We start from the raw sequence: 14049 nt of genomic DNA, 5'->3' as shown, positions 1-14049 counted from the left end.
TCGTTCGCCGACATGGGCTCGCTGGATGCCGCCGCTACTCGGCCTCGGCCGGCGCTACGTCGTCGGCAGAGACGGTGTCGACGAGTTCGGGCACGAACGTGCCGTCCTTCGCGACGAGCTTGGCCTGGTACATCTCCTGGATGAGGGCGTGGTCGCTCGCGCGGACCGTCATGGCGCCCTTCGGCCCGTCGAACTCGAAGCCCTCGAGCGCGGACACCATCGCGTCGACGTCGCCCTGGCCCTCCTTGATCGCCTGGACGATCATGATCGCCGCGTTGAAGCCGTCGGGGCTGAACAGGTCGGGCGTGCCGCCCGCGTCCTCGATCGCCTCCACCATCGCGGTGCTGACGTCGTTGTCGACAGCACCCGGGAAGTAGTGGTTCAGGAAGTTGATCTTCTCGGATGCCTCGCCATAGGCGCCGAACGTCGCCGAGTCGCCGAGCCCGGTCACGACCGGGATCTCGTCGAGGACGCCCTGCTGGCTCATCGCCTGCCACATCGCTCCCGACGTGGCGCCGGCCCACGCGACGAACACGAGGTCGGGGGTGCCGGCGAGCACCTGCTGGGCGAACGGCGTGAACTCGGTGGCGTCCTCGGCGACGAGGACCGAGTTGACCGTGGCGCCCTTGCCGCCGAGGATCGCCTCGACCGCGGCGACGTTGCCCTGACCGAAGGCGTTGTCCTGGGCGAACACGGTCACGGTCTTGCCCTCGATGTCGTCGAGGAAGGTGCCCGCGGTCGCGACATCCTGCGCGCTCTGACGGCCGGAGCGGAACGTGTAGTCGTTGACCCCGGTGATCGCGTCGGCGGCGGCCGGGCCCGAGATGTACAGCACCTGGTTCTGCTCGGCCTGCTCGGCGACCGCGAGCGCGACGCCCGACGATGCCGTGCCCGCGATGATGTTGACACCCTCGCCGATGAGCTCCTTGACGGCGGTGACCGCCTTGTCGGGGTCGCCCGCGTCGTCGCGGTTCTCGATGGTGATGGTCGTGCCGTCGATCTCGCCCGTGCCGTCGGTGGCGTAGTCCAGGCCGGCCTGGAACCCGTCGAGGTACTGCTTGCCGTAGCCGGCGAGCGGACCGGACTCGCTCGTGACGATGCCGACGGTGACCTCTTCGGGTCCGCCGCCGTCGGTGGACTCGCCGCTCGGCTCTGCCGACGGCGCGCACGCCGCCAGCGCCAGCGCTGCCGTGAAGACCACGGAGCCCAGGAGCAACTTCTTCGTAACCCGCATGTGCGTGCCTTTCCCCATTGGAAGGATCTGGTGCCTCGAACGGTGCTTCATCTCAAACATGAGATCCGATTCAGGTTCTTGCAATCTAGGAAACGCACGGCCTCGGCGCAAGTCGAGGGGCCAGGTTGCGCGGTGTCGTTACCCAATCGGGACTTGCAGCCAATTTGGATACCACGGGTATATACCGCCGGTATGCTTGTGCGGTGACACACGATGAGGACATCGAGACCCTCATCGTCGCCGCCCACGCGCTGACCCGCGTCGCGGCGCTCGAGACAGCGAACGAGACACCCGCTGCGCAGTGGCGCACGCTCACGATCCTCCGCGACCACGGTGCACTGCGGATCGGCGAGCTCGCCCGCCTCAGCCGCGTGACACAGCCCGGCATGACCCGCCTCGTCGGTCAGATGACCGTGCACGGACTGGTCGCGAAGACGACGGATGCCGCAGACTCGCGAGCCACGGTCGTCGAGGTGACGCCGCTGGGCCTCGAGGCGCTGCAGACGTGGCTGCTGCAGCTGACCGCCGCCCTCGCGCCGCACTTCGACAACCTCGAGCCGGCGGAATGGGACGCGCTGCGGACGACGGCCGCCGTCCTGACTCGCAAGCTCGATCGAAGGCGCACCGCACCCCTCGCCGACGCCGCGGAGGCGGCCCGATGAGCGCGCACGGCGGCTCGGCCGTCTCGGTATGGCGTCAGCCCGCACAGGTCTGGGCGGTGGCGTTCGCCTGCGTCGTGGCCTTCATGGGCATCGGCCTGGTCGACCCCATCCTTCCCGCCATCGCGGAGTCGCTCGATGCGAGCCCGGTGCAGACGGAGCTGGCCTTCTCGCCGTTCCCGCTCGGTTTCGGCGCGATGGGCATCGGCTTCACGTTCTTCGGCTGGGGTGTCGCGCTGGCGGTCACGAGCGTGTGGGTCGCGCCGCTGCTGCTGCGGTTCCTGGCGCGGACGACCGTGATGCTCCTAACGCTGCCACTGCTGGCGATCGACCTCGTCGTCGCCGGCATCCTCGTCGAGGATGCGACGGCGCTTGTCGTCTGCATCATCGTCGGCGGTCTGCTGCTCGGCATCATGAACACCGTGCTGACGGAGTCCGTCATGGAGGCGACCGACCTCCCCCGCTCCGTCGCGTCGTCCTCATACTCGGCCGTCAGGTTCCTCGGCGGTGCCGCCGCTCCCCCGGTCGCCGCCTGGCTGTGGCACGCGTACGGTCCGACGGTGCCGTACCTGTTCGCCGCGGCATCCATCCTGGTCGCCACCGCGACGATCCTCTTCGGCCGGCGCGCCCTCGCCCGCATCGACGAGCGCGAAGCGGATGCCGCCGACGAGGCCGCCGCCGTGCTCGTCGGCGACGCCGCCTGAGGCGACCGCCGGTCGCCGAGCCGGTCTGTCGTCGTGTGCGAGCCCGCCGCCGCCGGGGTCCTGCTACGTGCGGAGCTCACGCAGAGCCGTCAGCTCACGCAACGCACGTTGTTCACGGCCCCGTAGACATTCGCGTAGCTGCCTGCGTAGGCGGTGGCGTGCACCGTGGTTCCCGACCGGGCCTGCGCGTAGCCGGTAGGTCGGTCGTTCGCGATGGACCGGACCGTGAACGCGGAGACGGTCGGATTGCCGCACGAGCTCCACGAGAGCTTCGCGCCCTGGGCCCCGTATCCGTCGAAGACGCACACGTTGCCGGTCGTGCAGCCGCCGATCGTCCGCGTGCTCACCCCTGACGGCGTCTCCAGCGCCATTCCCAGCTCAGGCCATACCGCGTGGTTCTCGTCGAGGAGCACTCCACCGGGTACCTCCTCCATGACCGCGGCGATCCTCGGCTCCGGGACGAGCTCCCCCGTCGAAGCCGACGCACCCTGCGGTACGCCCAGCACGCCGATCAACACGGCGGCTACCGCCCCGATCGCTGCAAGCCTTGCGCGTGAACTGCCCATCATCTCCGCTTCCCGTCAATCGGTGCCCCACATCCGGTACGAGATCACCGCCCCGGCCGGGACGATCCCGTCCGGAGTCACACGCGTCGACTCGACGCCGACGATGCGGCCCGTCTCCGCGGAGATCAGCACCATGTCCTCCACACCCGGGAAGATCGACGTCGTCTCCAGGCCGACCACATCTCGGCCAGCACGGTCCGTTCCCGATCCGAGGACGGTCATCCCGCCGGACTCCTCGAGGATACGCAGCAGCTGCCCCTGCTGCTCGTTCGTGAGCGTCCACTGCTCGAACACTCCTGTCACCGCCTGGATCACGTCGCTCGCCGTCGGCGACTCCGGCATCCCGAACGCGGTCAGCAACGCGAACATGTCTTCGCGGGATGCGCCCGGGAGATCCACGACCGGCGTGTTCCACTGCCCGGCTGCGAACTCCATCTCCGAGAGAATCTCGCCGGGCGCGGTGGCCTCTCCCTCACCCTGTCGGGCGGCGCCCGCAGGCCAGTAGGGCTCCCCCGCGACGACCGTCATGCGACCCGACAGGTCGGGGTTCCACTCCAAGGTCATCACCTGCGGGACGATCTCGGACCGTTGCTCATCCACATCGACCGACAAACCCCACGACTCCGACCGCGCGAACCTCGACGGCACCTCAGGTCCCGGAGCCGCAGCCAGCTTCTCCTCGGCCATGCGGACGACCTCCTCGACAGTGCCGCCGGAGGTGAAAGCGATCGGGGCGGGGGTCACCGCCGCCGCAGGCGCACGCGGAACAAGGATCGACACCGCCGCAACAGCGATGACCACGAACGCCGCAGCTGCCGCCCACATCACTCGCGGAAGCACGCGCGGACGGACATGCCCGGCACCCATGATCCGGTCACGCACCGCCAGCGCCGCCGCGTCCGGTCCGGCATCCAGCGGCGTGCGTGCCGGATTCGAAGCACGCAGCATCGCTGTCAGCCGGTCGTCGTCATTCATCATCCTCACCTCCGTCCGCCGTCAACCCCAATTGGTCCCGCAGCTTCCCGCGCGCCCGACTCAGCGTCGTCCACACGGACCCCGGACTGCAGCGCAACGTCTCCGCAATCTCCCCGGCGGACAGCTCATCCCAGTACGTCAGAATCACCACCCGGCGTTCGTGGCCGGAAAGGGAGGCGACGGCATCTCGCACCGCCACCTTGTCCAAGTCATCCAACGAGCCGGGCTGCACGGCCGCTCCCTGCACCAGCGCATCGATGGCGCGAGACCGGGACCTCGCCCGACGGTCCCGATCCCGCACCTTGTTGTCCGCGGTGCGCAGCAGCCACGGCAACCCCATCGGCCGGTCCGGTTTGAGCTTCTCCCAGGCCAACCCGAACACGTCCGACACCAGTTCGTCGACCTCGTCCCCATCGTCGACGAACGCCTCGACGTGTCGCCTCACCCGAACCCAGAAGTGCTCGAACAGAGCCGCGAACGCAGCCTCCTTCCGCGCAGCGGAGTCGGGCTTCGACGACACAAGCCGCACCAGCCGTTCCGACATCATCACGCGCGACACCACAAGACCACACCGAGACCACCAGGGTCGCGAGTGAAGTCAATGACGTCGAACATGATCATCCGGTCGGGCGAGGGCCGCTTTACGGCCACCGTAACCTGCCACTCGGCCCCACAGCACCTTGATAAGAGGTCACGGAGAAGGTCTGTAAGGAATCGGCCGTTCGCGCAAAAGGCCCTCGCGAGCGCCCACCCCAGCGGCGAGGAGACCTGTCACATTCGATCAGGTAGTCACTCGATTGGAGAGCCATGACAGACAACCGTTCATCGACCACGACAGTCGTCGGATACCTGCTCTGGACTCTCTTCGCCCTGTTCCTCGCGGTCGGCGCATGGCTCGGCATCGCCCTTCCGTTGCTGTTCGGGGCAACAGGCCGGCTTCCGTTCGCGCTTCTCGCCCTCGCGGCCGCCGTGACAGCCGTCAGCGTCAACACAGCCGTCCAGTACCGCTCAGCTCGCTAGGTGGGGACTGCTGCGGCTCGGAGAGTGTGGTCGCTGAATCCGTCGCCCGGAAAGACAGAAGCCCGGCACCTCGTCTGCAACGAGCTACCGGGCTTCTTGTCTGGTGCACCCCCTGGGACTTGAACCCAGAACCCACTGATTAAGAGTCAGTTGCTCTGCCGATTGAGCTAGAGGTGCGTAGTTCACAACGTGGCGAACCGAGGACCAACATTAGCATCACGATCGCGTCTCGTGAAATCGAGACGGGAACGCCCCGGCTATCCTTGACCCGTGCCCACCACTCCCCCCTCGTCGACGTTCGACACGCCGTTCGAGGGAGATCTGGGGCCCGACCTCGAGCTGGCGCTGCGGCTGGCGGACGCTGCGGACGCGGCCTCCATGTCCCGCTTCGATGCCGCGGATCTCGACATCCGGTTGAAGGCCGACGCCAGCCACGTGACCGAGGCGGATCTCGCGACCGAGCGGGCCCTGCGAGCGCTGCTCGAGACCGAGCGTCCCGCCGACGGTGTCTTCGGCGAGGAGTACGGGATCACGGGCGACTCGAACCGGCAGTGGATCATCGATCCGATCGACGGCACCGCCAACTACCTCAAGGGCATCCCGATGTGGACGACCCTGATCGCCCTCGCGATCGACGGCGTGCCGCGCGTGGGAGTGGCGAGCCAGCCCGCGATCGGCCGGCGCTGGTGGGCGGCCACGGGGCTCGGCGCCTGGACCACCACGCCGTCAGGAGGCACCCGGCGTCTGGGCGTGTCGGCGGTCGATGCGATCGCCGATTCCAGCGTGAGCTTCCAGAGCATCGGACAGTGGCGGGATGCCGGCAAGCTCGATGCCCTCGAACGACTCACGTCGTCGGTGTGGCGTGACCGCGGCTACGGCGACGCATGGCCGTACATGCTGCTCGCCGAGGGCCGCCTCGAGTTCGTCGCCGAGTTCGGCGTCAAGGAGTACGACATCGCCGCGCTGGTGCCGATCGTGACGGAGGCGGGCGGCAGGTTCACGTCGTTCGACGGCCGTGATTCGCTGGCCGAAGGCTCGTCCCTCGCTACGAACGGCGTCCTCCACGACGCGTATCTCGACCTGCTCCACTCCCCCTGACACCCACCCGCCTCCCTTCCCCCACGGAGACTTCACCGATGCCTGCCCCTCGCATCCTCGGCGCCGCTGCCGCCCTCGTCCTGTCCGCGGTCCTCCTGTCGGCGTGCGCCGCCGATCCGGAAGCCGCACCAGAGGAGACGGGCAACGCGGCCACGCCGACAACCGCCGCTCCCGAGCCGTCGGCCACCCCCGATCCCGAGCCTGAGGCCGGGGCCGCCGAAGATCCGACGTGCGACACGCTTATCGGGCCTTCGGTCGTCGCCGACTACGAGAGTGTCGGCTGGACCTCGCAGGCGTCGCCGCTCTACATCGGCAGCACCGAGATCGAGGACGGCCTGCAGTGCATGTGGGCCGACTTCGAGGGCCCCGCCGGTGACCACGGGGCGATGTTCGGCTGGGCCCCGATCTCCGAGGACGAGGCCGCCGACGCGCAGGATGAGCTCGTCGCGCAGGGCTGGGTGCGCGAAGACGATGCCGCGGGTGTCTACATCACCGAGAGCGCCGAGACGGCGATCGCACCGGATGCCGAGGGATACGGCATGACGTACTTCTTCGCGAGCGGCCACGTGACCGTCTCCGACACCAAGCAGGGTCTGCTGCTGATCGAGTGGCCGAAGGGCTGACGTCCGTCCGCGCTCGCTGAGCGAGCGAGCACGATCGGACCCGGCGTGCGCACCGCGTAGGCTCGAACGCTATGGCAGTCGGCGCGACGATGTACACCTTTGCAGTTCAGCTGGCCGACGTCGATCGGGGGGTCTACGAGGATCTGTCGGTCCGCGTGGCGCGGCATCCGTCCGAGACCGACGCCTTCATGCTCACCCGGGTGCTGGCCTACTGCCTCGAGTACGAGGAGGGCATCGCGTTCAGCGAGGGCGTCTCGGCCACCGACGAGCCGGCGGTGCTCGTGCGCGACCTCACCGGTGCCCTTGTCGCCTGGATCGAGGTGGGGGCTCCGGATGCCACGCGCCTGCACACCGGCAGCATGCAGGCCGAGCGCACCAGGGTCTACACGCACCGCGATCCGGCGAAGGTCGCCGCGCCGTGGGCCGGGAAGCGGATCCACCGCGGCGACGAGATCCTGCTCCACAGCTTCGACCCGGGTTTCGTCGACGCGGCCACGGCCGTGCTCGAGCGGCGCAACACGATGACCGTGTCGATCACGGAGCGGCGGATCTACCTGGACCTCAACGCGACGAGCTTCGAGACCGACGTGCACACGCAGCCGGCCGCCTGACCTCGGTATCGCGGCTCAGCCCGGAGGAAGTTCTCGCGCGCCAGCGGTGCGATCTCGAGTCCGTCGGCGTCCTCTCGCGTGACCCACCGCAGCTCTTCGATCTCGGCGCCGATCACCGGCTGCTGCGCCCCGATGTCGGTGGCGAACACGTCGGCGACCACCAGGAATCCTGGTTCGTTGGCCGCCGCGGCGGTGTACGAGCCGAGCGGCCGCAGCGCTTCCGCATCGACCGAGATCCCCAGCTCCTCCCACAGCTCGCGGCTCAGCGTCTGGCTCGGCGACTCGCCAGGCTCGGGCTTGCCGCCGGGCTGCATGAACGCCGTCGTGCCGGCCTTGCGCACCAGCAGCAGCTCGTCGCGTTCGTTGACGATGACCGCAGCCGAGACACGGATGCTGCGGGCGCGGGTCGGGGCGGCATCCGAAGTGGTCACGAAGGCACGCTAACAGCTACCGCGCATGGCGCCCGGCGTAGAATCACGTGTGCTTCCCGATTCCTCCGCCCCCTCCGACCTGCCGCCGAGCGGCATCGACCCGGACGATCTCGCGACCACTCTGCGCGTGCTCGACAACATGGCGGGCCTCGACGAGACGCACCCCGACTTCGTCGCCGTCCGCCGTGCCACCGCGGCGATGTTCAAGGCCGTGAAGAAGGTGCGGCGGCGTGAGATCCGCGACGCGATCGCGCAGGCCGACCGTGCGGTCGTCGCCGCCACGGCAACCGGGGCGCCCGACCGGATCGACGACGAGACGCGCGGCATCCCGATCTCGACGGCGACGACCGCCCCCACCGCCGGCACTCTCCTCAAGGCCCGCGGCTGCTACATCTGCAAGCAGCCGTACACCGTGGTCGACGCGTTCTACCACCAGCTCTGCCCGACCTGCGCGGCGATGAGCCACGCCAAGCGCGAAGCCCGCACCGATCTGACCGGCAAGCGCGCGCTGCTCACCGGCGGGCGGGCGAAGATCGGGATGTACATCGCCCTGAGGCTGCTCCGCGACGGCGCGCATACGACGATCACCACCCGCTTCCCCCGCGATGCCGTGCGCCGCTTCAGCAGCCTGCCCGACGCGCCGGAGTGGATCGACCGGCTCAAGATCGTCGGCATCGACCTGCGTGATCCCGCGCAGGTGATCGGCTTGGCGGAGGATGTCGCGGCCGCCGGCCCGCTCGACATCCTCATCAACAACGCCACCCAGACGGTACGCCGTTCGCCGGGCGCGTATCAGCCGCTCGTGGATGCCGAGCTCGCGCCTCTGCCGGACGGGCCGCTGCCCGAGCTCGTCACGTTCGGCCACACCAACGACCGGCACCCGCAGGCGCTGGAGCGCTCGGTGACCGCCCACCCGATCCTCGCCGCGGCAGCCGCTCGCGCCGACGAGCTGACCGAACAGGCCATGTCCGCCGGATCCAGCTCGCTCGAACGCCTCGCCGCAGGCACGGCGATCGACGCCGGCGGGCTGATCCCCGACCTCGAGCACACCAACTCGTGGGTGCAGAGCGTCGACGAGGTCGACCCGCTCGAGATGCTCGAAGTGCAGCTGGCGAACACGACCGCGCCGTTCCTGCTCGTCTCCAAGCTGCGGCCGTCGATGGCGGCCAGCACTGCGCGCCGCACGTACATCGTGAACGTGAGCGCGATGGAGGGCGTCTTCAATCGCGGGTACAAGGGGCCGGGGCATCCCCATACCAACATGGCCAAGGCCGCCGTCAACATGCTCACCCGCACGAGCGCGCGCGAGCTCTTCGAGACCGATCGCATCCTGATGACGAGCGTCGACACGGGCTGGATCACCGACGAGCGCCCGCACCCGACCAAGGTGCGTCTGGCCGAGGAGGGCTTTCACGCGCCCCTCGACCTCGTCGACGGCGCCGCGCGGGTCTACGACCCGATCGTGCGCGGCGAGGCGGGCGAAGACCTGTTCGGCGTGTTCCTCAAGGACTACGCCCCCGGCGCATGGTGAACCTGCCCGAGCCGGGTCACCGCGTGGTCGTGCGGTACCTGCTGCCGACCGGGCAGGCGACGGACGCGCTCGGCGAGCTGTTGAGCGCGGATGCCGAGACCGTGGTCGTCGACGGCAAGCGCGGCGTCGAGCGCATTCCGCGGGGCGCGATCATCGCGGCGAAGGAAGTGCCGCCGCCGCCCGCACCTCGGCGGGCGGCAGCGTTCTGAGCCACGCCGTCGCTCAGAACCGCAGCAGCACCTTGCCGGAGCGTCCGGGCACGGCGCTCGCCGCGGCGGCGGACCGCGCCTCTTCGAAGGAGTAGACGGCATCCACCGGGAGCGCGACCTCGCCCGACCCGATGCGCTGCACCAGCTCGGCGAACAGCGCGCCGCGGGTGGCGGCATCCATCGTCCGGCTCACCGTGCTGCCCCAGAAGCCCTTCACCGTCGCCTGCTTGAAGATCAGGTCGCCGGCCGACAGCTTCAGGGTGCTCGACCCCATGGAGCCGAACGAGACCAGTGTGCCGCCCTCGCCGAGCAGCGACAGGAGGTCGCCGGCGGCGTCGCCGCCGACCGAGTCCACCGCTGCGCGCGGCGCATTCTCGCCCAGAATCTCTGCGGCCCGCTCGCGCCAGCCGTCGGATTCGGTGGAGACGACATCATGGATGCCGAGCCCGGCCAGCTCCGTCACGCCCGCGTCGCGCCGCACGAGTCCGAGGACGTGCACGCCGCGCGCCGCCGCGAACTGCGCCACAAGCTTGCCGACAGCGCCGTTGGCGGTGTTCTGCACGATCCAGTCCCCCGGCTTCACGTCCAGGTAGTCGAGCAGGCTCAGCGCACTGAAGGGCATGGAGATGAGCTGCGCGGCGGTCTCATCGTCGATGGAGTCCGGGACGGGAACGAGACCGGCAGCCTTGGTCACGAAGAACTCGCTCCAGACTCCGAACGTGCCGCCCGTGGTCACGCGCTGCCCGACCTGCAGCTGCTCGACGCCCTCGCCGAGCGCATCGACGACGCCATAGGCCTCGGTTCCGGCGCCGGCGGGCAGCTCGGGCTTGAAGCCGTAGGTGCCGCGGATCGTCCAGAGGTCGTGGTTGTGGATCGGGGAGAGCACCGTACGCACCCGCACCTGACCCGCGCCGGGCTCGGGGAGCGGTCGCTCCGCGACCTCCAGAACGTCGGTCGCGTCGCCGAAGGTGGAATGGATGAGTGCGCGCACGGTGGTGCTCCTAACGAGATTCATGGCTGCCGGATCGAGCAGCCACTCGGTGTTATAGCCCAGCATCCCTCGAACTCATTCCCCCTCGCCCGTCGCGACGAGCCGTCGACCGGTCCGCGGACATCGCCCGCCCGGCCGACGGTTAGCCTGAGAGCGAACGACGAGAGGCGACCCGGGAATGAGCACACGAGACACACACGGCGACATGCACGCTTGCGTGCTCCCGGCCTGATCGCCATGAGCACACCCCCTCACGGCACGCGCCGCATCCAACTGACCCTGCACAGGCCCTGGTTCGCCCTCTACGCCCGCATCAAGCCGACGCTCGTGATCGCGGGCCGCGGCCAGCCGGCCCAGTGGGGACTGGGCACCTGGCAGGTCCCGGCGGACGAGACCGTCGTGGTCGGGGTGTTCCTGTTCAACCGGATGTGGCGCTTCGGGCAGGCCGAGTTCGCCCTCGAGCCCCACCATGCGCCGGCTCTGCGATATCAGGCACCGGCGCTGCCCTTCCTCCCTGGCCGGATCCGCGTCCATACCCAGGGATCGTCAGTCCCCGGATGACAGCGCCCTGAATCCGCCGCGGCGGACGCAAGAGCATGGAGGCAACCCCTCGAACAAGGAGCCTCCCTCATGCCGAAGACCCTCGACATCCCCGTTCCCGACCTCACCGGCAGACTCGCCCTCGTCACCGGCGCGAGCGACGGCGTCGGCTTCGAGATCGCCGCACGCCTCGCGCGCGCCGGCGCCGGCGTCCTCATGCCGGTCCGCAGCCCGCAGAAGGGCGAGACCGCCGCGGCGCGGATCCGCGAGCGGACGCCGGATGCCGACATCCGTGTCCTGCCGCTGGATCTGTCGTCGCTCGAGTCGGTGTCGTCCCTCGCCGATCGGCTCCTGGCCGACGGGCGGCCGATCGACCTTCTCATCGCGAACGCGGGTGTCATGAACCCGCCCACTCGGCAGCTGTCCGCCGACGGATTCGAGCTGCAGCTCGCGACCAACCACCTCGGGCACTTCGCGCTCGTCGCACGGCTGCTGCCCCTCCTCCGCGCCGGACGCGCACACATCACCAGCCAGGTGAGCATCGCCGCCGATCAGGGCGCCGTCAACTGGGACGACCCGAACTGGCAGCACGGCTACGACCCGATGAAGGCGTACAGCTCGTCGAAGATCGCGTTCGGCCTGTTCGCGATGGAGCTGCAGCGGCGGTCGGATGCCGCGGGCTGGGGCCTGCGCAGCAACCTCTCGCACCCCGGGATCACGCCGACGAACCTGCTGTCCGCGCAGCCCGGGATGGGCCGGCCCGACGACACCACGGCGGTGAAGTTCATCCGGGCGATGTCGCGGCGCGGCATCCTCGTCGGCACCCCGTCCTCTGCGGCGCTGTCGGCCGTTCATGCGGCGACGAGCCCCGATGCACGCGGCGGGCGTCTCTACGGACCCAAGGGCTTCCGCCACCTGAGCGGACTGCCGGCCGAGCAGCCGCTGTACTCTCGGCTGCAGAGCGAGGCCGATGGGGGGCGCATCTGGGAGCTGTCGGAGCAGCTCACCGGCGTGCGAGTGCCGGCGTGACCGCCGTCCACGGAGGGATCCGCGATCCCTGGCTACGGACCGACGGATGCCGCAGACTCGGATGATGGACAGAGCACAGCTCGCCGACTTCCTGCGTCGACGTCGCGAAGCCCTCCAGCCTGAAGACGTCGGGCTCCGGCGTGGGCCTCGGCGGCGCACGTCGGGTCTGCGCCGCGAGGAGGTCGCCGCGCTCTGCGACATGTCCTCGGACTACTACAGCCGGCTGGAACAGGCCCGCGGGCCGCAACCGTCCGAGCAGATGCTCGCCGCCATCGCTCGAGGCCTGCGGCTGACGCTCGACGAGCGCGACCACCTGTTCCGCCTCGCCGGTCACACCGCGCCGACGCGGACGCTGCGCAGCGAGCACGTATCGCCCGGCCTCATGCGCGTGCTCGACCGCCTCGCCGACACGCCCGCCCAGGTGATGACCGAGTTCGGCGAGACCCTCGCCCAGACCCCCGCGGCCCGCGCACTGTTCGGCGATGAGACCCGCTTCGACGGGTACATGCGCAGCGTCGGCTACCGCTGGTTCCTGGATCCGTCGGCCCGGGATGTCTACCCCGTGGAAGACCACCCGATGCACTCGCGGGCCTTCACGGCCGACATCCGCACTGCCTACGCGAAGTTCGGCGCCAGCTCGCGCGCCGGCGCTATGGTCGACGCGCTGCTCGCCGAGAGCCCCGAGTTCGCACAGCTCTGGGAGGCGCACGAGGTGCGCTCCACGCACCCGCGGGAGAAGCGGCTGCAGCACCCCGAAGTCGGCGTGATGGACATGCATTGCCAGTTCCTCGTCGATCCCGAACAGGGCCAGACGCTGCTGGTTCTCACCGCCACCCCGGGCACCGAGAGCTACGACCGGCTGCAGCTGCTGTCGGTGATCGGCACACAGCAGCTCGCGGCGGGCCGCTGAGACGTCGCCGCGAGGCTGGCGAGGGGCGGGCGAGACGAAACGCCCCGAGACCCGGGGCGTTTCGTCCGCCTGCGGTCGACGATCCGTTGCCGGGTTCAGTCGCGCGGCGGGTTCGCCGGCAGCCACTCGTCCAGCGTCGTGCCGAACACCTGCACACCCTCCACCGGCATGAGCGTGCGCTCGTGCATGCGCGCGCCGAAGTAGGGGGCCTCGGGGTCGGTCACGACCTGGCGCGGGTCGCCACGGAACGCCAGCCCGCGGCGCACCAGCTCGTCGAGTCCCATGACCTCGGGCCCTGCGATCTCGATGTCGGCGTTCAACGGCCCACCGGCTGCGGTGCGCGCGACGGCCGTCGCGACGTCCTCCGCGGCGATCGGCTGCATGAGGTTGTTCGGCAGGTGGATGCCGTCGTCCTTGCCCGACACCGCGGCGATGCCGCCGATGAACTCGAAGAACTGCGTCGCGTGCACGAGCGAGTACGGGATGCCCGACTCACGGATGAGCTTCTCCTGCGCCGTCTTGGCCGCGAAGTAGTCGATGTCGTTGGGCCGATCGGTCCCGACGATCGTGAGGGCCACGTAGTGTCCGACGCCCGCCTCCCGCGAAGCCGCGACGAGGTTGTTCGTCGAAGTGGTGAAGAACTGCATCACGTCGTCGGGTGCGAACGAAGGCGAGTTCGACACGTCGACGACGACATCCGCGCCCTGAAGCACCTCGGCGAGGCCCTCGCCGGTGATGGTGTTGACGCCCGAGTTCGGCGACGCGGGGACGGCCTCGTGCCCGTGTTCGGTGAGCTTCGCGACGACCTTCGAGCCGATGAGCCCGGAGCCTCCGATGACGACGACCTTTGCCATGATGTGCCTTTCGTTCGAGGAGCGCGGGAGGTGTGCGCTCATCAGCTACGACAGGGCAGGCGCT

At 69.5% G+C, this 14049-nt stretch carries 18 protein-coding genes and 1 tRNA gene; 11 read left to right on the top strand and 8 right to left on the bottom strand.

What is annotated here, in order from left to right:
• Positions 1-34: 34 nt before the first annotated feature.
• Positions 35-1234: a substrate-binding domain-containing protein gene (locus MRBLWS13_RS00970; protein ID WP_349427237.1), complete on the bottom strand. Its 1200-nt coding sequence runs from the start codon at positions 1232-1234 to the stop codon at positions 35-37.
• Between the two features lie 203 nt (positions 1235-1437).
• Here MRBLWS13_RS00970 and MRBLWS13_RS00965 point away from each other — a divergent pair, with 203 nt between their 5' ends.
• Together MRBLWS13_RS00965 and MRBLWS13_RS00960 are read left to right on the top strand one after the other, a co-directional pair.
• A complete protein-coding gene (locus MRBLWS13_RS00965; protein WP_349427235.1) occupies positions 1438-1896 on the top strand; it encodes a MarR family transcriptional regulator in 459 nt (152 codons plus the stop codon).
• On the top strand, positions 1893-2597 hold the full coding sequence (locus MRBLWS13_RS00960) for a hypothetical protein (RefSeq protein WP_349427233.1): 705 nt from the start codon (positions 1893-1895) through the stop codon (positions 2595-2597). The genes MRBLWS13_RS00965 and MRBLWS13_RS00960 overlap by 4 nt, the downstream gene beginning before the upstream one ends.
• A gap of 89 nt (positions 2598-2686) precedes the next feature.
• On the opposite strand, the gene MRBLWS13_RS00955 is transcribed toward MRBLWS13_RS00960, so the two are convergent.
• From MRBLWS13_RS00955 to MRBLWS13_RS00945, 3 genes are all read right to left on the bottom strand, one after another.
• Positions 2687-3031: a hypothetical protein gene (locus tag MRBLWS13_RS00955; protein ID WP_349427232.1), complete on the bottom strand. Its 345-nt coding sequence runs from the start codon at positions 3029-3031 to the stop codon at positions 2687-2689.
• 147 nt (positions 3032-3178) lie between these two features.
• Positions 3179-4138 (bottom strand): hypothetical protein, encoded by a 960-nt coding sequence (locus MRBLWS13_RS00950; RefSeq protein ID WP_349427231.1) that lies wholly within the window; start codon positions 4136-4138, stop codon positions 3179-3181.
• Positions 4131-4697 (bottom strand): sigma-70 family RNA polymerase sigma factor, encoded by a 567-nt coding sequence (locus MRBLWS13_RS00945; protein ID WP_349427229.1) that lies wholly within the window; start codon positions 4695-4697, stop codon positions 4131-4133. The genes MRBLWS13_RS00950 and MRBLWS13_RS00945 overlap by 8 nt, the downstream gene beginning before the upstream one ends.
• 248 nt (positions 4698-4945) lie before the next feature.
• On the opposite strand from MRBLWS13_RS00945, the gene MRBLWS13_RS00940 reads away from it, so the two are divergent.
• Positions 4946-5158: a hypothetical protein gene (locus MRBLWS13_RS00940; RefSeq protein ID WP_349427228.1), complete on the top strand. Its 213-nt coding sequence runs from the start codon at positions 4946-4948 to the stop codon at positions 5156-5158.
• Positions 5159-5259: 101 nt separating this feature from the next.
• Here the strand turns inward: MRBLWS13_RS00940 and MRBLWS13_RS00935 are convergent.
• Positions 5260-5335 (bottom strand) — tRNA-Lys (locus MRBLWS13_RS00935).
• A gap of 93 nt (positions 5336-5428) precedes the next feature.
• On the opposite strand from MRBLWS13_RS00935, the gene MRBLWS13_RS00930 reads away from it, so the two are divergent.
• From MRBLWS13_RS00930 to MRBLWS13_RS00920, 3 genes are all read left to right on the top strand, one after another.
• The gene (locus MRBLWS13_RS00930; protein WP_349427227.1) at positions 5429-6256 is read left to right on the top strand and encodes an inositol monophosphatase family protein; all 828 of its coding nucleotides are present in this window, start codon (positions 5429-5431) and stop codon (positions 6254-6256) included.
• Positions 6257-6294: 38 nt separating this feature from the next.
• A complete protein-coding gene (locus MRBLWS13_RS00925) occupies positions 6295-6879 on the top strand; it encodes a hypothetical protein (protein ID WP_349427226.1) in 585 nt (194 codons plus the stop codon).
• Positions 6880-6950: 71 nt separating this feature from the next.
• The gene (locus MRBLWS13_RS00920; RefSeq protein WP_349427224.1) at positions 6951-7490 is read left to right on the top strand and encodes a YaeQ family protein; all 540 of its coding nucleotides are present in this window, start codon (positions 6951-6953) and stop codon (positions 7488-7490) included.
• Here the strand turns inward: MRBLWS13_RS00920 and MRBLWS13_RS00915 are convergent.
• A complete protein-coding gene (locus MRBLWS13_RS00915; protein ID WP_349428949.1) occupies positions 7430-7882 on the bottom strand; it encodes an NUDIX domain-containing protein in 453 nt (150 codons plus the stop codon). The two genes, MRBLWS13_RS00920 and MRBLWS13_RS00915, sit on opposite strands and share 61 nt — an antisense overlap.
• 64 nt (positions 7883-7946) lie before the next feature.
• Here MRBLWS13_RS00915 and MRBLWS13_RS00910 point away from each other — a divergent pair, with 64 nt between their 5' ends.
• Together MRBLWS13_RS00910 and MRBLWS13_RS00905 are read left to right on the top strand one after the other, a co-directional pair.
• Positions 7947-9452 carry an SDR family NAD(P)-dependent oxidoreductase gene (locus MRBLWS13_RS00910; RefSeq protein ID WP_349427223.1) on the top strand — a complete coding sequence of 502 codons (1506 nt, stop codon included), beginning with the start codon at positions 7947-7949 and terminating at the stop codon, positions 9450-9452.
• On the top strand, positions 9446-9661 hold the full coding sequence (locus MRBLWS13_RS00905) for a hypothetical protein (RefSeq protein ID WP_349427221.1): 216 nt from the start codon (positions 9446-9448) through the stop codon (positions 9659-9661). Before MRBLWS13_RS00910 ends, MRBLWS13_RS00905 begins: the two co-directional genes overlap by 7 nt.
• Before the next feature lie 13 nt (positions 9662-9674).
• Here the strand turns inward: MRBLWS13_RS00905 and MRBLWS13_RS00900 are convergent, their stop codons facing one another.
• Positions 9675-10652 (bottom strand): zinc-binding dehydrogenase, encoded by a 978-nt coding sequence (locus tag MRBLWS13_RS00900; protein ID WP_349428948.1) that lies wholly within the window; start codon positions 10650-10652, stop codon positions 9675-9677.
• A gap of 237 nt (positions 10653-10889) precedes the next feature.
• Here MRBLWS13_RS00900 and MRBLWS13_RS00895 point away from each other — a divergent pair, with 237 nt between their 5' ends.
• The 3 genes from MRBLWS13_RS00895 (at position 10890) to MRBLWS13_RS00885 (ending at position 13131) form a co-directional block, all read left to right on the top strand.
• Positions 10890-11213 (top strand): hypothetical protein, encoded by a 324-nt coding sequence (locus MRBLWS13_RS00895; RefSeq protein WP_349427220.1) that lies wholly within the window; start codon positions 10890-10892, stop codon positions 11211-11213.
• Positions 11214-11282: 69 nt separating this feature from the next.
• Entirely contained in the window at positions 11283-12221 is a 939-nt protein-coding gene (locus MRBLWS13_RS00890) for an SDR family oxidoreductase (RefSeq protein WP_349427218.1), read from the top strand.
• A gap of 61 nt (positions 12222-12282) precedes the next feature.
• The gene (locus MRBLWS13_RS00885) at positions 12283-13131 is read left to right on the top strand and encodes a helix-turn-helix transcriptional regulator (protein ID WP_349427217.1); all 849 of its coding nucleotides are present in this window, start codon (positions 12283-12285) and stop codon (positions 13129-13131) included.
• Between the two features lie 95 nt (positions 13132-13226).
• On the opposite strand, the gene MRBLWS13_RS00880 is transcribed toward MRBLWS13_RS00885, so the two are convergent.
• Positions 13227-13985 (bottom strand): SDR family oxidoreductase, encoded by a 759-nt coding sequence (locus MRBLWS13_RS00880; RefSeq protein ID WP_349427215.1) that lies wholly within the window; start codon positions 13983-13985, stop codon positions 13227-13229.
• Positions 13986-14049 lie beyond the last annotated feature (64 nt).

Source organism: Microbacterium sp. LWS13-1.2, from assembly GCF_040144835.1.
GTDB lineage: Bacteria > Actinomycetota > Actinomycetes > Actinomycetales > Microbacteriaceae > Microbacterium.
The sequence above is the reverse complement of the archived record's forward strand: the minus strand, read 5'-3'. Positions and strand labels throughout refer to the sequence as shown.